Raw genomic sequence first — 17805 nt, forward strand, 5'->3', positions numbered from 1 at the left:
CGTTGAGCTTGTCTTGCAATGTATATTTTTGCGTAATATGCAACACGGCCAGACCATTTAAGCCGGAATGCCTGTATTGTAAAACCCATCGGCGGATACAGCTTTCCGGTGTTTGAAAAACGCGTGATGTGTTACTGATAGATTGGGGCTGTTGAAGGTAATATTCAACGACGTGTTGTTTAAATGCTTGGGTATATTTAGTCATAAAAATCTGCACCTTAGTTCGTTGGTTTTGGAGTCCAACTTTTGGGGTGCAGATCATCATTCCAAACCGCACTTTCTTTTTTCTCCCGTTCCGCAACAAAAGCCAAATATTCTTCTAAATGATCAATCGCGTCTTGGCAGCGCTGTTTGCGTTGTTCGCTGGCGGCGATTTTTTGCAATAGCAGCGGCTTATCGTTTGTCGGGCAAGTTAACAACTGTTCGGCTTGTTCGGCAATCAGATCGTTTAAACGGGTTAAAAATTCATAGTATTTTTCCAAGCGTTCTGCCGGTGGCAGGGCGTGCACGCTGTGTTTTGGGGCAGCAGACGGCTTGGGAGCAGGGGCGGGGCGCTGAGAAGCGCGGTTTGCGGTGCTTAATTCTAGTAGCGCATGATATTGTGCGACCAGTTTTTCCGCATAAAATTCCGCTTGTTGATCATCGCGAAGTTGGCGCAGGGTCTGCAATGTGGTTTGGGCTTGCGCCAGACAGTCGGCAATGGTTTCATTGTCGGGCGAAAAAAGCCGACGATCCAGTTTGGCATAAATCGGCTTGTGATTATGCACCGATAGCGCCTGAAAATAGGCGCTGATTTTTTCCAATAACGCATGTTGAGTGAATGATAAACCGGATTTTTTTTGCATAATGTCACACGTTAAAATATTGCGATCGGTATTGTAAAAGTAAATCTGTCCTCGATTGCCGCCAACGTTAAAATTTAAATCTTAACAATTGCTTGGTGTTACAGCCGCAAAGCGGCTGACCTATGCGTAACCGTGTACGGTGCAGCCGTGCAAGGCTGACAGCTATTTCCGTGCACGGTTGCACCATAACTATCTGCCCGAACCGCACTTTGCCTAGCTTTATTTTTAGTATAGTTGATTTTTGGTCATAAACACCGATACAGAGTCTAACATAATTCGGTGGCGATTGTGCAGATAATGGTATGTTTGCATGGGGCTTCGCAAAATAGCGGTTTTTTAAACCATTTCTCTCCAAAATAGCGCCCCTAAAATGGATAAATCATCTTTCTGTTAAAACTTTGATCTCAGTCACATAAAAAGTTTGAACTTTGTCAATCATGTTTTGCTTGATTTTGTAAAAATGGAGCGATTCAAATAAATAATAATTAAAACAAATAGTTATGATTGTGATGGTTTTTTTGTTGATACAAAACTCTGAGTAAAATGCTCCAAAAAAATATGAAAAATGTACATAAAGTATTCATTGGTGAGCGCTTGTTTATCATAACCAATTGAATTTATTGATAAAAATCTTTATCGCTGAAAAGGGGCGAAGGGTTGACAGGGAAAATGGATTCTGTCAGTATGACCTCGGAAATTAAAAACAGGGTTGGACAACGCTGTTGAGTGAAAGTTCAATCTAAGTTCCGTTTATTTATGCACTAGCGAACATAAATAAATTAACTTTAAACTTAAGTAAAAAGGCAGACTATTATGAAAAAGACACTAGTAGCTTTAGCAGTAGCAGCAGTAGCCGCAACTTCTGCAAACGCAGCGGTTGTTTATGATCAAGACGGTTCTAAAGTTGAAGTAGGCGGTTCTTTACGTGTACTTTTAAACAAAGTAACTGACAAACGTGCAGATTTGGATAATGACGGCTCCCGTTTGCAATTCAAAGGTACGCAAGATCTGGGCAACGGTTTAAGTGCAATTGCAGCCCTTGAATTACGTTTCAGACCAGAAAATAACGCTAAAAGCGGTCAAAACAGCGGAAGTTCTTTCGGTGATGTTAATGCTGAAAGATTGTGGGCTGGTTTAAAACAAGATGGCGTGGGTACTTTAAGTTTTGGTCGTCAATTGACCAATGGTGATTCCATTCAATTAGCTAACTTCATCAACTATAAAGACGGTAACGTAAACCTGACTGACTATGCTGATAAATCTGTAAAATTCGTTTCTGACAGCTTTGGTGGCTTCAGCTTCGGTTTGGATTATATTTTCGGTCAAGATGTAAAAGATGAAACTACATTAGGAAAAGCAGCTAACTATAAAAACGGTTATGGTGCCGCATTGTACTATAGTGGTGACTTGTCTCAAGACGTGAAATTTAATTTCAGAAGTGGTTATACTCAAGATCGCTGGGATACTGTTGAAACAACTAAACGTGATAGCTGGCGTGTAGCGGCTGAGTTCGTAATCGATCAAGTGACTTTCGGTTATAACTACGGTCAATCTCGCGATACAGTCAATGGCACTAAAGATTCGAAAGAAACTTACCACATGGCCGGTGCGCAATACCGCTTCTCTGACCCTGCGGCATTGAACTTACAATGGAAACGTAAATCTAAAGGTGACGATGCAGTTAATACTTATATCGTTGGCGTAGACTATAAAGTACATAAAAATGTTTATACCTTTGTTGAATATCACTATGACAAAGTTAAAAATGGTGAAAATATCAGTGATGTTGGCGTAGGTTTGCGTGTATTCTTCTAATCGTTAACTCCCTATGTTTTAACAATAAAAAGACCGAGATATTCGGTCTTTTTTTATGCTATTTCTTTTATTCTGGCATATTCACAAATTTATTCTGTTTAATCCCTTTGCGGTTTTTAGAAAAGTGTTCAGTGATTTTTTATAATCACTGCGCTAGGTTTTTCGGAATTGGCAGATGTTCTCCTCAAAGTGCGGTTTAGGTGCCGTCAATAGGATTGATGGGAGCAAAGGAGTTGTGAAGTGAATGAGATAAAATTGTATGAAAATAAAGAAATAAGATCCGTTTGGGATAATGAAAAAGAAGAATGGCATTTTTCGGTTGTTGATGTGGTGGGGATATTGACCGAGAGTCTTAATCCAGCCGCCTATTGGAGGAAATTTAAACAACGACTGAAGGAAGAAGGCAACGAAAGCGTGACAAATTGTCACGCTTTGAAAATGAAAACATCGGTACGTTACGCTTGAAGACTGCACGATAACCATTAATGCCCATAACTATTGCATCATCACGGCACAGAAAGTGAAACGGTAAAAATGAAAAGTGCGGTGGCGCACAACAGGCAGCGGCGTAAAAAGTGCAGCTTGCGGTGGGGAATAAACAGCGCTATGCTATTTTGGTCAATTAACCAACAGCTTGGGCTGAAGAGAGTGTGATATGGCAAGTAAAAATTATTATGAGGTGCTTGGGGTTAGCAAAGACGCCAGCCTGAACGAGATCAAAAAAGCCTACCGTAAATTGGTGCGCAAATATCACCCTGATATCAGCACTGAAGCGAATGCCGATGAAAAAACCAGTGAAATCAATGTGGCTTATGAAACATTGAAAGATACGGAGAAGCGTGCCGAATATGATGCCATGCTGGAAAATCCGTTTGCAGCAGAGCAGCAGAATCAGCATGCTGATTTTGATCCCCGTCGTTATGGCTATGAATCCCATGATTTTTCCGGCAGCCATTTTGGCGACGGTCAGCCGTTCGGCAGCGGAGATTTCCGCTTTGATGATATTTTTTCCGCATTCGGCAGTGCAGGACGGCGTGGGCATTCCACTTCCCGTTTCAGTGAGCCGATCAAAGGGGAGGATCAACATGCGGAATTGAGTATTGATATTCGTGCCGCATATCACGGCAGCGAACGCAGCTTAACGCTGGATATGCCGACCTTAACCGCCGACGGGCAGATGAGCTATGTGCGCAAAACCTTGCATGTCAAAATTCCGCAGGGCATTATCGAAGGGCAGCAAATCCGCTTGCGCGCGCAGGGCTTGCCGGGTTTCAACGGCGGCGATAACGGCGATTTATACCTCAACATTCGTTTTCATCAGTCTGAACGGCTGTATGTCGATCAGCGTAAGGACGTGTATCAACGGATTGATGTGATGGCGTGGACGGCGGTGCTGGGCGGTAAAATAGAGGTGGACACCATTGCCGGCAAATTCAGTATCAATATTCCTGCCAACAGCCGTAACGGGCAAAGTTTGCGCCTGAAAGGCAAAGGCATTCCACACAAGGACAGCGGCGATTTATATCTGTTGCTGAATATTGTCCTACCGAATGCCGACAGCGAGGCGGATAAAGCCGCTTGGCAGCAGTTAGCCGATCATTATGCCCAGCGTTAGAGGAGAACGATTATGACTCAAGAACAAGATATTCAGCTCACTTTCGATGAAATCGTACGGGCGTGCGACAACAATGCCGAATGGGTGATCAGCGTGATTGAAGAGGAGATTATTGCTATTCAAGGCAATCCGCAGCAGGCGAGTTACAGCGGTTTTCAATTGTCGCGTATCCGCCGTGCACACCGCATCAGCCGTGATTTTGAAGCCAGCGTACCGGCTACCGCCCTGATTTTACAACTATTAGACGAGCTGGAAATGCTGCGCAAAGGCTGATACTGAAAGCGGGATAGCGTCGGGCGAAGAGGCGTGAATAACCGAGTTTGATTCGTCATTGTATAAATGGAAACCGCTGCTGTTGCCAGCGGTTTTTTTGTGATTTCGGAATGACAACAGGCGGTGGTCTAAAAGGCATAAAGTGCGGTGGATAAAACCGCACTTGAATTTTTAGCGATTTAAATTGGCAAGTTAATAAAAAATACTAATAAAACCGGTACTAAAATATTGATGATAAAACCGTAGCTGATCGCCAACGGCACGACTTGAATACCGCCGGAGCGCTGGATCACCGGCAAGGTGCAGTCAAGTGCGGTTGCGCCGGTGATCCCGACGGCGGTGGAGCGGTGGTTCTGCATAAAAAACGGCACTAAAAACAGGCTGAGAATTTCCCTTGCCAGATCGTTGAAAAAGGCGATACTGCCGAAAACCGGCCCCCACGCATCGTTGATCATCACGCTGGATAGCGAATACCAGCCGATGCCGGAGGCGATCGCCAAGCCTTGCGATAACGGCAGATTGAGAATGAGTGCCGCCAGCATACCGCCTGACAGGGCGCTGACGGTGACGATAATCGCGGTGTAAATCCCGCGCTTGTTGAACAGCACTTCGCGTAGTGCAATGCCGTTATTGCGCAATTGAATCCCGATCAGAAAAATCAGTGCGATCAAAACATAGGTGCTGCTGTTGAGCGGAATCGTCAGATAGCCTTTGCTGAAAAAGCCGATCAGAAAACCGAGTAAGACCATCGAAGACATCAATAACGAATCCAACATCAGGCGCAGGCGCGACGGCATGGCTTCGCTGTGGTGCTGTAGCGGACGTGGGGAAAGTTTATCGTAGATCAGCAGTGACAAAATATTCAGCCCCATAATCATACCGATAAAGGTGAGTGCCGACAGCGCAATGATCGGCAATTTGTTGGCGAGATCGTCCATTTGCCCCAATGACAAGCCCATAATCAATAAAATCAGATACAGCAGCGCCATCACGGCTTTGTTGATCCGATTTAACCACTGTTTGTTTGCCGTTTTAATCAGATAACCGAAAAACATCGGCGCCAAAACGATTAATAATCCACCAATCATAATTACCTCATTGCAGTCAAGTGGCGATTATAACCAAAAATATGACATTAACCATATTAATAGCCGCCTTTTTTTAGTAAGCTGTTTTCGAACTTGGTTGATATGGCGATTCCGTCATGCAAATCGAGAAAATCCAGAAACGAGGTCAATATGTATTTAAAACAAGTTGATGTGGTTGGTTTTAGAGGTTTGAATCGTTTATCTTTGCAGCTGCGCTCGAATATGGTGCTGATCGGTGAGAATTCATGGGGGAAATCCAGTTTGCTGGACGCCCTTAGTTTGATTCTCAATCCCGAAAAGCGGTTATATCAATTTAAGCCGAATGATTTCCACCTTGCGCTGGAAGAGTATCAGGAACTCTCATCGGACAATCCCGTGCCGAAACGCAACCATCATTGTATGGTGCTGTTTACTTTCAGTGAAAGTTATCACGGCGAACGTGATCGACAAGAATGCCGTTTTTACCAACCGCTCTTTTCTGATCATGAAGACGGTTATGCCCGAATTTATATGCGGGTCAGCGGGGAATTGAACGACGGCAAAACCAGTACCGAATACTCCTTTCTGGACGGACAGGGCGATAAAATCAGCCTGCGCAATCCGCGGAAACTGGTCTCGCTGATTATTTCCCGTCATCCGGTTTTCCGCTTCCGTGACGCCCGTTTGCAACGGCATTACCATACGATTCGCCCGTTTTGTATCAAGGGAGAGTGCGAGGGCGATATTCTGCAGGCGGAAATCCACTCGGTAGCGCTGTTGCTGCAATATTATTTTTTGAACAATCAGGATCGGCTGCTGTGGCAGCGGCAAATGCATGACACTAGCAAAATGTGGGGGCAGGTGAAGTCGCTGTGCCAGCGTTTGCTTCAGGAAGAAAACGGCAGTTTGAAAAAACGGATTTTATATTATCTTTCGTCGATGTTTGAACGCGGCAAGGGGATTAAATTCAGCAAACAGACCCGTCCGATTATCCTGTTTGAAGATTTGGAAACCCGACTGCACCCGCGCATGGTGGCGATCGGTTGGGAGTTGGCGAGCCATCTGCCGCTGCAACGGATCACCACCAGCAATTCGGTCGAGCTGCTGGCTTATGTCCGTTTGGAACACATTTGCCGTTTGGTGCGTTATCAAAATCAAACCAAAGCCTATCAACTGGCACGGCGTGATTTAGGCAAGGAAGATATGCGCCGCCTGAGTTTTCATGTGCATTATAACCGCAGTTTGGCGCTGTTTTCGCGGATTTGGGTGATGGTTGAAGGCGAAACGGAAGTGTGGATTTTGACCGAGCTGGCGCATTTGTTGAATATCAATCTGGAAATGGAAGGGATTCGGATTATCGAATTTGCGCAAAGCGGATTGCGGCCGTTGATCAAGTATTGCAAAAAAATGGGGATCGAATGGTTTGTGCTGACCGACGGCGACAATGCCGGCTGGAAATATTCCGATACGGTGAAAAACATGATTGAAGCCAATGAATCGGTGTATAGCCGCCTGCTCACCTTGCCGAAAAAAGACATTGAACATTTCTTTTACAGCGAAGGCTTCGAAAATGTCTTTTACCGTTTGGCAAATCATGTGCCGCAGCGCAATCAGGTGGTGAGCAAAATTATTCAGCGTGCGATTCAACGTGCTTCAAAACCGGATTTGGCGATCGCGTTGTCCGACGAAATGGAAAAACGCGGCGTGAATTCAATTCCGCTGTTGTTTAAACAGATGTTTTATAAGATCATGCAGTTGTCAAAACAGCAGGAACGGGGCGACAGATAAAGGCGTTATCCCCGTTTCGGCTTGCTCACCATAATTTCGATCACCTGTTTGTCGGTGTAGAGCATGCTGCGTGACGCAATGGCGCATAGGTTGTTGATGGTTGCGTCAATATCATATTCGACAATGCCTTCGTCGCCGGTGACATGGCTGTTATCCATTGCCATCAACACCGATTTATAACCGCTGGAGACGCTGGTGGAGACTTTCATCGCGCAACTGTTGGCGGCACCGTCGCAGATAATGCCGCTGATGTCGCCGATCATGCTGCAAATCGCCATGCTGACGGTTTCAAATTTGCCGGTCAGCAGCCAAGCTATACCGGCACAACTGCCCATCGATGCGGTGGTGACGGCGCAAAGTGCGGACAGCTTCGGCAGTTTGCTGTGGATAAAAATCGCCATTAAGTGCGATAAAAACAGCGCGCGGGTCAGTTTTGCTTCATCGGCGTTGAGGTAATCGGCGACCACTACCACCGGCATAGTGGCGGCAATGCCTTGATTGCCGGAGCCGGAATTGCTCATCGCCGGCAGGGTTGCGCCCCCCATGCGCGCATCGGAGGCGGCGGTGGTTTGGATAATCACTCGGCTTAATAAATCGTCGGACATCAAACCGCTGCCGACGTGTTTTTGCAGGGTGCGCCCGATATGCAAGCCGTAGTTTTTGCTTAAACCCTCTTGCGAAAGTGCGGTATTCAAACGGGCGGCTTGCAAAATAAAGGTGATTTTTTCCAACTCGACGGCCATCGAAAAGTCAAACAGATCTTGTGCGCTCAGTTGTTGGAAAATCGTATATTCGTTTTCACTGGTACAGGCTTGCCGTCCGGCGTTTTGGTAGATCATTTCACCGTTTTTTTCAATCGAAATCACATTGGTATGGTTGTCCTGAATGCAGACTTTGACCCAATCGTCACCGCAAAACAGCGTGGCTTCGGAATAGAGAATCTGCTCGGTTTCTTTAATCCCGACCGTGACTTTTTGCTCGGCTAACAACTGTTTTGCCGCGGCGATTTGTTGTTCGGTGATCTGCTTTAACACTTCTAATTTACCGTCAGGATCACCGCCCAGCGCGCCAATCGCCGCCGCAATCGGCAAACCAACCATGCCCGTACCCGGCACGGCAACACCCAAACCGTTTTTCATCAGGTTAGGTGAAACCTTGGCTTCGATTCGTTCCGGTTTAGCGGCAAGATGTTTTGCCGCCACTGCCGAAGCCAATGCCAATGAAATCGGCTCAGTGCAGCCCAAGGCAGGCACAACGTCATTGCGTACGATGTCAACTAGTTGGGTTTGGAGTAGTTCGCTGAGTTTCGGCATAAATTATTACCAATGAAAAATAGGAAAAATAACGGCGCATATCATAACAGGTTAGCCGATAAGATAAAGAAACGAATGTCTAAAATGTGATTTTTTAAGATTTTTTCTCTTGTATCAGAAAGGTGTATAATCGGTACTTATTATCCATCAAGATGAGGAGCATGTCATGAATAACACAGGACTTCCTGTTTCAGTATTGAATTTAGCACCGGTGCGTGCCGGCTTTGACAACCGTCAGGCAATTGAGGCGATGACATGGTTGGCACAGCAGACCGAGCAATTAGGCTATAGCCGTTATTGGGTGGCGGAACACCACAACACGCCCGGTTTGGTCAGTTCGGCGACCTCGATTTTAATCAGCCATTTGCTACAGCACACACAGCAGATTCGAGTCGGTTCCGGTGGGGTGATGTTGCCGAACCACAGCCCGTTAATGGTGGCGGAGCAGTACGGCACGCTGGAAACCCTCTATCCGAATCGGATCGATTTGGGGCTGGGGCGTGCGCCGGGAACCGATCAAGCCACGGCGCAAGCCTTACGGCGTAATCCGGTGATGGAAAGCGCACTGTCTTTTCCTGATGATGTACGCACGTTGCAGCGTTATTTGGGTGATGCGGATAAACAAGGTTTTGTCAAAGCCTATCCGGGAATCGGCACGCATATTCCGCTATATATTTTGGGCTCCAGCACTGAGAGCGCCTATTTAGCCGCAGAATTGGGATTGCCGTATGTGTTCGCCGCCCATTTTGCGCCGCGCATGTTGGAAAGTGCAGTGGCGATTTACCGCCAGCAGTTCAAACCGTCTAGCGTGTTGGCTGAACCGTATTTTATTTTGTGCCTGAATGTGATTGCGGCGGAAACGGACGAAGAAGCGGACTTTTTAGCAACCTCGCAACAGCGCTTTTTCCTGAATGTGGTACGCAATACCCGTTTGCCATTGCAACCGCCGAAAGCGATTGCCGCAGGGGAAATCGAACCGCATGAGCAACAGGTTTTGGACAGCATGACAGCCTGTACCTTATTGGGTAGCCAAGCCACGGTTGCCGAGCAGTTGGACGAATTACAGCGCATCATTAAAGCCGATGAAATCATGGCAGTGACCTACATTTATGATCAGGAAAAGCAACTGAATTCCTATCGGTTGTTTAAGCAAATCGCCGAACAGTGTTGAAGTGCAGTATAAGCATTTAATTCCCAATGGAAAAATGCAAAGTGCAGTTTGAGCGGATGCAATCCGCCCAAACTTATTAATGATTATTGCTCAAATAACTCCGCATGCAACAAACGCACCACTTCGTCGGCGTGCTGGCTTTGGACCAACAGGCAGATGTTGTTGGTGCTTGCGCCGTAGCTGACCATACGCACGTTATACTGCTCAATCGTGCCGAACAAGCGTTTTGCCACGCCGGCGGTGATGTGCAGATCGTTGCCGATCAAGGCAACCAACGAAAGTGCGGTATCCACTTTCACATTGCAGACTTCGCTCAGTTCGGTCAGCAATTCGTTCGACAACATATTGGCACCGGAAGAGGCGGAGCCGGTTTTGTCGAGCGTTAACGCAATGCTGACTTCCGATGTGGTAATGGTGTCCACCGAAATTTTGTGTTTTGCCAAAATATTGAACACATTCGCCAAGAAGCCTTGCGCGTGTAACATACTCAAACTGGAAAGGGTTAACAGGGTTTGATCACGGCGCAACGCAATGGCACGGAAAGTCGGGCGCGGTTGCGGATCGCGCGTGACCCAAGTGCCGCCGGCTTCCGGTGCTTTGCTTGAACCGACATAAACCGGAATGTTGCTGCGCACTGCTGGTAATAACGTCGCCGGATGCAGCACTTTTGCACCGAAAGTCGCCATTTCCGCCGCTTCGGCAAAGCTCATGGTGTCAATTTTTTGCGCCGCCGGCACAATGCGTGGATCGGTAGTGTAAATGCCCGGCACGTCCGTCCAGATTAACACATCTTTTGCGTCCAAGACTTCCGCCAATAGCGCCGCAGAATAATCGCTGCCGCCGCGTCCGAGAGTGGTGGTTTTGCCTTTTTCGTCACGCCCGATAAAGCCTTGCGTGATCACCAGCTCGCCGCGATTAATCAGCGGTTTTAAGATATTGTCGCAATTTTTTTGCGTTTTGGCATCGTCCGGCGCTGCTTTGCCGTAATTGCTGTTGGTGGCGACCAGTTGGCGCACATCGATCCAAGTGGCGTTGGTTTGCAGTTCACGCAGCACTTCCACAAAAATCAAGGTGGACATCATTTCGCCGTGGCTGATCAATTCGTCGGTCAAGGCGGGGGAAGTCGCCAAACTGGCGGCTTCTGAGAGAGAAGCGACATTGGCAAGCAAGCGATCAATCTCTTCGCTAATCACCTTATTGTTTTTCAGTTCATCTAAAATGTTGTATTGAATCGTGCGCAATTCGTCCAGATACTTGGTGCGTTGTTCGGTTTCGCAGCCATTGGCAAGTGCCACCAAAATATTGGTCACGCCTGCCGAGGCAGAAAGCACCACCACACGGGTGTTCGGATCGGCAATCACGATTTTGGCGCATGCGCTCATCGCAGGGAAGTTGGCGACACTGGTGCCGCCGAATTTAGCAACGGAGAGATGTGACATAGTTTTAGTTCCTGTATTTGAGAGTATAAAATAACCGTTTTTATTTTTAATCGTTTTGCTGCAACATGTGCATGATCAGACGGATTAAGGTGTCTTTTTGCGCTGGCGCGGATTCCGCCACCAACAACGCCAATGCCGCCAGTCCGGTGTCATTGATTACGGGCTGTCCGTCTTGCTTTATTAGTTTGCCATTTTTATGTAAAAAATCTACAAATAAAAACGCCCCGCTGCGTTTATTGCCGTCAAAAAACGGGTGATTTTTGATAACAAAGTATAATAAATGCGCAGCTTTGCTTTCAATGCTTGGGTATGCTGCTTCGCCAAAAACGGTTTGCTCCAGATTACCTAAAATGGCGGCTAAGCCGTCTTCGCGTTCACGCGCAAACAAATCCGTTGCTTCGCCTTTACTGATCAGCTCCTGTTTTAACCGTTGTAGTGATTGTCGCGCTTCATTTGCGGTTGGTAAAATTCCACCGCTATTGCCTTTCGGTTCTTGCAATAAGCCTTCGTCATATTGTTGTAGCCATAAAAAGGTTTGTGTATAACGACTGACTATATCGACCAAACCGCGCCCGCTATCGAGCGTGAGTTCTGCCGAATTAGCGGTTTTTTGAATCAGCGCAAGGGCTTGTTCCAATTCAGCCGCATTTTGTTGTAACCGCATTTGGTTAATCGTATAGCCTTTCAATAAATAGTCTTTCAGGCGTTGGGTTGCCCAGCGACGAAAAGCAACACCTTGTGAGGATTTTACTCGATATCCGATAGAGATAATCATATCAAGATTGTAATGTTCAATCTCACGATTAACGGTACGTTTTCCTTCTTGGCGAACTATCCGGAATTTCCGGATAGTTGATTCTTTGTCCAGTTCAGATTCGCTGAATACATTATTAATGTGTTCACTAACAGTGCGTATATCTTTAGTAAATAATTCCGCCATCTGCGCCTGCGAAAGCCATACGGTTTCCTGCTCAAACCGCACTTCGACTTGGGTTTGCCCGTCTTGGGTCTGGTAAATTTCAATCGGATTATTATTCATTTTCTTGGACCTGTGGTTTGGATATTGTGCTTAGATTATCCAAATATGAAGCACTGTAGCAGAAAATCATACGCATTTTGCGATCTGAAATCCAATTCATTAAAAAACCACCAAGTGTTTAACGCTTGGTGGTTGATGTTAACATTGATTCAGACCGCACTTTGTGTTTTAAACGCAAAGTGCGGTTTAGCTGTGTTTTAGTTTAACTCGGCACGCAGTTTTTTGGTGACGTTGACCATCACTTCCAACGCGGCGTTGGTTTCTGGCCAAGCGCGAGTTTTCAAGCCGCAATCCGGATTGACCCACAAGCGCTCGGCAGGGATTACGTCTAACGCTTTGCGTAACAAATGCTCGATCTCCGCTGCGGTCGGCACGCGTGGGCTGTGGATATCGTAAACGCCCGGTCCGATGTCGTTCGGGTATTTGAAATCGCCGAAGGCGGTCAGCAATTCCATATCGGAACGGGAGGTTTCGATGGTGATCACATCGGCGTCCATGCCTGCAATCGCCGGCAGAATGTCGTTGAATTCGGAATAACACATATGGGTGTGGATTTGGGTCGAGTCTTCCGCGCCGAAAGAGGAGAGACGGAACGATTCGCACGCCCAATCTAAGTAATTATTCCAGTCGGCACGTTTCAACGGTAAACCTTCACGGATTGCCGGCTCGTCGATTTGGATAATCTTGATGCCGGCTTTTTCCAGATCCAACACTTCATCGTTTAACGCCAATGCGATTTGTTTGCACACGGTCGAGCGCTCGATGTCGTTGCGCACGAAAGACCATTGCAGAATCGTCACCGGACCGGTCAACATGCCTTTCATCGGCTTTTGGGTCAGGCTTTGTGCATAAGTTGACCATGAAACGGTCATTGGATTTGGACGTACCACATCGCCGAAAATCACCGGCGGTTTCACACAACGGCTGCCGTAGCTTTGTACCCAACCGAATTTGGTGAAGGCAAAACCGTCCAGCAATTCGCCGAAGTATTCCACCATGTCGTTACGTTCCGCTTCGCCGTGCACCAACACGTCCAGATCGAGTTTCTCTTGTTGTTCGACCACATAAGCGATCTCTTTTTTCATCGCGGCTTCATATTCGGTGGCTGAAATCGCCCCTTTTTTGAAGCTGGCACGCGCATGACGGATTTCGCTGGTTTGCGGGAACGAACCGATGTTGGTGGTCGGTAATAACGGCAGTTTCAACCAGTCTTGCTGTAGCTTAATCCGCTCGGCAAACGGCGATTGACGTTGATCGGCATTGGCAGGCAGCGCAGCCAAACGGGCGGCGACTTCAGGGCGGTGAATCACTTTAGAGGCAGCACGCGCATCGGCGGCGGCTTGGCTGGCGGCAAGCTCGGCTTTCACGCTGTCCCGTCCGTTGGTTAACGCTTGTTTCAATATGTTTAATTCTTGAATTTTTTGCAGACTGAACGCCAACCAAGAGTAGAGATCCTTATCCAGCTGGGTTTCCACTTCCAAATCAAACGGGGTGTGCAATAAAGAACAGCTTGGCGCAATCCACAATTTTTCGCCCAATTTGGCTTTTAACGGTTCGACCAGGTCCAAAACGCTGTTCAGATTGGCACGCCAGATATTACGTCCGTCGATCACGCCGACAGATAGCACGTTATCGTAATCGGCAAAAGCGCTGATTTGTTGCGGCGCACGCACTAAGTCAAGGTGCAAACCGTCAACCGGTAAGCCTTTCAGTAAGTCAGCGTGTTCGGCAACCGAGCCGAAATAGGTGGCTAATAACAGTTTTGCCTGTACTTTTGCCAAGCGTTCATAAGTCGGTTTGAATGCCGCAATCCACTCCGCCGGCAGATCAACGGTTAACGCCGGTTCGTCAATTTGAATCCATTCTGCACCGGCTTGCACAAGTGCGGTCAGGATTGCTTCATAAACCGGTAAGAGTTTGTCTAACAAATCCAAACGGTTAAACGCTTCTTTGCCTTTTTCTTTGCCTAACCACAAAAAAGTAATCGGACCGACAACGGTCGGTTTGGCTTTTAAGCCCAACGCTTGCGCTTCTTGCAGTTGTTGCACATAGTGTGCAGGATTGGCGTTGAATTCGGTGTTTTTATGGAATTCAGGCACGAGATAGTGATAGTTGGTGTCGAACCATTTGGTCATTTCGATTGCGTGCTGATCGGCGTTGCCACGGGCTAATTGGAAGAATTGATCTAAGCTCAGGTTGCTGCTGTCGAAGCCGAAACGTGCCGGAATTGCGCCGGTCGCCACTTGCAGATCCAAAATATGATCATAAAAAGTGAAATCGGCGACGGCAACATAATCGGCATTGGCGGCGGCTTGGTGCTTCCAGTTTTTTTCGCGCAGGGCTTTGGCAATGTCTAATAAATCTTGTTCTGCCAACTCTTTGCGCCAATAGCGTTCTTGAGCAAATTTTAATTCGCGTTTTGCGCCTACGCGCGGAAAGCCTGATAAATGAAATGTGGTCATCTTGTTTCTCCCAATGGTTCAATCAATTTAATTTTTAAATAGCCGTCTAAATGGCTATCTGTGATGCAGAATGATGGATTTTGGTGTATTATGCAACTTAATAATTTTCACAAAGATGATGAATAATTTTAATGAAGCCGATATTTTTAGAACTCCGTCATTTAAAAACGTTGATTGCACTGAAAGAAACCGGCAGCGTATCGCTGGCGGCGAAACGGATTTACCTGACCCAATCCGCACTTTCCCATCAAATCAAGCTGTTGGAAGATCAATACGGTTTAACCCTGTTTGAACGCAAAACCCAACCGCTGCATTTTACTGCCGCAGGGGAGCGTCTGATCAAGCTGGCGCAGGATATTCTGCCGAAAGTGATTGAAGCCGAGTTGGATTTGATTCGGGTAAAAGAGGGCGACGCCGGGCAGTTGCGGATTGCGGTGGAGTGCCACACCTGTTTTGACTGGCTGATGCCGGCGATGGATTCGTTCCGTCAAAACTGGCCGTTGGTTGAACTGGATATCGTATCCGGTTTCCACACCGATACGTTGGGGTTACTATTGACCCACCGTGCCGATTGGGCGATTGTCTCGGAAGTGGAAGAGACCGCCGGTATTGTTCATCAACCGCTTTTTGGTTATGAAATGGTGGGAATCTGTTCGAAAGATCACCCTTTGGCGGCGAAAGAGATTTGGCAGGCGGAGGATTTCGCCGCTGAAACCTTGATCACCTATCCCGTGCCGGACGATATGTTGGATCTGCTGCGAAAAGTGCTGTATCCGCAGGGCATTAATCCGGCACGGCGCACCAGTGAATTGACCATTGCGATTATTCAGTTGGTCGCCAGCAAACGCGGTGTGGCGGCGTTGCCGTATTGGGCGGTGCTGCCGTATTTGGAGCGCGGTTATGTGGTGGCGCGCAAGATCACCGAAAAAGGTTTGCAAAGCGAGCTTTATGCCGCCGTGCGTGAAAATGATGTCAATAAGGCCTATGTGCAGGATTTTTACCACACGGTGAAATCACAAAGTTTCTCTACCTTGCCGGGTTTATCGGTGCTGGATTAGGCGGTTTAAAACAAGCGGTTCAAAAAATGATCGTCGATGTGATCTAATGAATCCAATTTGTAATCCGCCAACGCCCAGCGCGGATCGTCCTTTTCCGCCACGGAAGGAATAACGATACACCGCATGGCAGCTGCTTTCACCGCCGTCATGCCGGTAACGGAATCTTCAATCCCAAGCGCAAAGTGCGGTTCGACGCCCAATTGCTGCGCTGCACACAGATAAACCGCCGGATTCGGCTTGCTGTAGGGCATATCGGCGGCAGAAACAAGCGCAGAAAAATAGTGGCGGATACCGCACTTTTCGGTGATTTGCTGCAATAAAGCGTGTGGCGAAGCGGAAGCCACCGCCATTTTGATATTGCGTTGCGCCAAACGGGCTAATAACGGTTTTACGCCGTCAAACAGCGGCTTGCGCTGTAAAATCAGCTCGGTTGCCGTGTGGTGATACTGTTCGGTAGCCGTTTCCACACTCAAGGCGGCCGCGCCGTATTGCCGATAGAAACGACGCACCACTTCGTCAGAGGGGACGCCGGTCATCGGCTGCATATCTGCCATGCTGACGGGCAAGCCGATTTGGTTGAAATAATCCACGCCGGCTTGCTGCCATAACGGTTCGGAATCAATCAAGATGCCGTCCATATCAAAAATAACCGCACTTATGCCCATATTTTTCTTTCTTCTTTTTTCTAATCCAGTAATTCAATGACATTTGCCGCCCGCTCGATATAATCACCGCCGAAACGATGGCTGAAATTGAGCAGGTAATAGAGCTGATAGATGGTTTTGCGTTGCTGATAGCCTTTGTCGATCGGGTTGATGCCGTTATAGGCTTGGTAAAATTCGGTCGGCAGCGGCGAAAACAGTTCTGCCAGCGCCAGGTCACATTCGGCATCACCCCAGTAACAGGAAGGGTCGAACAGGACAATCTCGTTGTCACTTATTGCGATGTTTTTGTGATAAAACGCGCCGTGCAATAATGCCGGTACGGGTTGGTACTTCGCCAAATGAAAACTGACGGCCGAGATAATATCTTCAAATTGCCCGAATTGGATCCCTTTTTCTTTGCATAATTGCAGTTGCCAGCCGATACGGTTTTCGCTGAAAAACGTTGACCAGTTTTTTGACCAGGAATTTGGCTGATAGACCGGTCCGAGCCAAGTATCATAATCAAAACCGTATTCCTGATTGCTGCCGTGGGTATGCAAGGCGGCCAATTGTGCGCCCAACTCCGCCATTTTTTCATTTGGCAGCGGCGCCAGCATGAGCGACTCCAGCAAAATAAAGCTGACATTCTCGGCACAACCGATGCCATAAACCCGTGGCACGCGCACCGTACCGCTCTTTGCCAGCAGCTCCAACTGATCGGCTTCGGTGCGAAACAGCGAACGGTAGGATTTATCGTTGATTTTCACAAACACCGGAATATTGCCGTCGTCGATAAGCCAGGCTTGGTGCATTTCCCCGCCCTCTACAGGGGTTTTCGATTTAATTGTGTAGTAAGAACCGAATTGTTCAGCCAAAAGCTGCGAAATTGCTTTCCACATAATTTTACTCCCTATAAAGTTGACGATTGCTCTATGCTATCTTAAACGGAACAGTTTGATTTTACTGTGATTCGGGTCAAACTTTAAGGGTTTGGACAAAATATCAGGGCAACCGCGCACTTTGTCTAATAATCAACCAACAACACCAAACATCAGCTCTGACCTGAATTCATCTGACCAACCCGCTGCTTTCAGCTTCATCCGCATACTCATTTTAGCCGGGTGAAGCCGCGATAAATTCAACGCAAAACGGCGCAATATCGCCATATTCTCCGCGCCGTCATCCTTGCTTATCACACAATCATCTTCCCGATAGACCATATCCAGCACCCAGTGCGCCTTATTCTCCACTTCCCAATGACCGCGAATACTGTGCG

The 17805-nt window shown here is 47.4% G+C and carries 17 protein-coding genes; 7 read left to right on the top strand and 10 right to left on the bottom strand.

What is annotated here, in order from left to right:
* The coding region (locus tag B8880_RS09830) for a helix-turn-helix domain-containing protein (protein ID WP_084257441.1) at window positions 1–205 on the bottom strand (205 nt) is incomplete at its 3' end.
* Window positions 206–218: 13 nt separating this feature from the next.
* A complete protein-coding gene (priC, locus tag B8880_RS09835) occupies window positions 219–845 on the bottom strand; it encodes a primosomal replication protein (RefSeq protein WP_084257442.1) in 627 nt (208 codons plus the stop codon).
* Between the two features lie 813 nt (window positions 846–1658).
* On the opposite strand from priC, the gene B8880_RS09840 reads away from it, so the two are divergent.
* The 4 genes from B8880_RS09840 (at window position 1659) to B8880_RS09855 (ending at window position 4548) form a co-directional block, all read left to right on the top strand.
* Window positions 1659–2660, top strand: a complete 1002-nt coding sequence (locus tag B8880_RS09840; RefSeq protein WP_084257443.1) for a porin — start codon at window positions 1659–1661, stop codon at window positions 2658–2660.
* 240 nt (window positions 2661–2900) lie between these two features.
* Window positions 2901–3125: a BRO-N domain-containing protein gene (locus tag B8880_RS09845; RefSeq protein ID WP_244165631.1), complete on the top strand. Its 225-nt coding sequence runs from the start codon at window positions 2901–2903 to the stop codon at window positions 3123–3125.
* Window positions 3126–3315: 190 nt separating this feature from the next.
* Window positions 3316–4275 carry a DnaJ C-terminal domain-containing protein gene (locus B8880_RS09850; protein WP_084257444.1) on the top strand — a complete coding sequence of 320 codons (960 nt, stop codon included), beginning with the start codon at window positions 3316–3318 and terminating at the stop codon, window positions 4273–4275.
* Between the two features lie 12 nt (window positions 4276–4287).
* Window positions 4288–4548, top strand: a complete 261-nt coding sequence (locus tag B8880_RS09855; protein WP_084257445.1) for a chaperone modulator CbpM — start codon at window positions 4288–4290, stop codon at window positions 4546–4548.
* A gap of 179 nt (window positions 4549–4727) precedes the next feature.
* On the opposite strand, the gene B8880_RS09860 is transcribed toward B8880_RS09855, so the two are convergent.
* Window positions 4728–5636, bottom strand: coding sequence for a LysO family transporter (locus B8880_RS09860; protein WP_084257446.1), 909 nt, complete (start codon window positions 5634–5636; stop codon window positions 4728–4730).
* Between the two features lie 150 nt (window positions 5637–5786).
* Here B8880_RS09860 and B8880_RS09865 point away from each other — a divergent pair, with 150 nt between their 5' ends.
* On the top strand, window positions 5787–7403 hold the full coding sequence (locus B8880_RS09865) for a DUF2813 domain-containing protein (RefSeq protein WP_084257447.1): 1617 nt from the start codon (window positions 5787–5789) through the stop codon (window positions 7401–7403).
* A gap of 5 nt (window positions 7404–7408) precedes the next feature.
* On the opposite strand, the gene B8880_RS09870 is transcribed toward B8880_RS09865, so the two are convergent.
* Window positions 7409–8716, bottom strand: a complete 1308-nt coding sequence (locus B8880_RS09870; RefSeq protein ID WP_084257448.1) for an L-cysteine desulfidase family protein — start codon at window positions 8714–8716, stop codon at window positions 7409–7411.
* A gap of 166 nt (window positions 8717–8882) precedes the next feature.
* Here B8880_RS09870 and B8880_RS09875 point away from each other — a divergent pair, with 166 nt between their 5' ends.
* Entirely contained in the window at window positions 8883–9887 is a 1005-nt protein-coding gene (locus tag B8880_RS09875; protein ID WP_084257449.1) for an LLM class flavin-dependent oxidoreductase, read from the top strand.
* Window positions 9888–9970: 83 nt separating this feature from the next.
* On the opposite strand, the gene lysC is transcribed toward B8880_RS09875, so the two are convergent.
* The 3 genes from lysC to metE all read right to left on the bottom strand — a co-directional run bounded on the left by lysC (window position 9971) and on the right by metE (window position 14827).
* Complete coding sequence (gene lysC, locus B8880_RS09880) at window positions 9971–11326, bottom strand: lysine-sensitive aspartokinase 3 (RefSeq protein WP_084257450.1); 1356 nt, start codon at window positions 11324–11326, stop codon at window positions 9971–9973.
* A 46-nt stretch (window positions 11327–11372) separates the two neighbouring features.
* Entirely contained in the window at window positions 11373–12365 is a 993-nt protein-coding gene (locus B8880_RS09885; RefSeq protein ID WP_084257451.1) for a virulence RhuM family protein/type II toxin-antitoxin system death-on-curing family toxin, read from the bottom strand.
* A 197-nt stretch (window positions 12366–12562) separates the two neighbouring features.
* Window positions 12563–14827, bottom strand: a complete 2265-nt coding sequence (gene metE, locus B8880_RS09890) for a 5-methyltetrahydropteroyltriglutamate--homocysteine S-methyltransferase (RefSeq protein WP_084257452.1) — start codon at window positions 14825–14827, stop codon at window positions 12563–12565.
* 131 nt (window positions 14828–14958) lie between these two features.
* Between metE and B8880_RS09895 the strand changes: the two genes are divergently transcribed.
* Window positions 14959–15885: a LysR family transcriptional regulator gene (locus tag B8880_RS09895; RefSeq protein WP_084257453.1), complete on the top strand. Its 927-nt coding sequence runs from the start codon at window positions 14959–14961 to the stop codon at window positions 15883–15885.
* A gap of 5 nt (window positions 15886–15890) precedes the next feature.
* Here the strand turns inward: B8880_RS09895 and hxpB are convergent, their stop codons facing one another.
* The 3 genes from hxpB to B8880_RS09910 all read right to left on the bottom strand — a co-directional run.
* The gene (gene hxpB, locus B8880_RS09900; protein WP_084257454.1) at window positions 15891–16550 is read right to left on the bottom strand and encodes a hexitol phosphatase HxpB; all 660 of its coding nucleotides are present in this window, start codon (window positions 16548–16550) and stop codon (window positions 15891–15893) included.
* Between the two features lie 20 nt (window positions 16551–16570).
* The gene (locus tag B8880_RS09905; protein ID WP_084257455.1) at window positions 16571–17428 is read right to left on the bottom strand and encodes a fructosamine kinase family protein; all 858 of its coding nucleotides are present in this window, start codon (window positions 17426–17428) and stop codon (window positions 16571–16573) included.
* A 132-nt stretch (window positions 17429–17560) separates the two neighbouring features.
* Window positions 17561–17805, bottom strand: a 245-nt coding sequence (locus B8880_RS09910) for a transposase (protein ID WP_143933433.1), incomplete at its 5' end; no start/stop codon positions are given.

It is taken from the genome of Pasteurella testudinis DSM 23072 (genome assembly GCF_900176075.1).
In the GTDB taxonomy this organism is placed as follows: domain Bacteria; phylum Pseudomonadota; class Gammaproteobacteria; order Enterobacterales; family Pasteurellaceae; genus Chelonobacter; species Chelonobacter testudinis.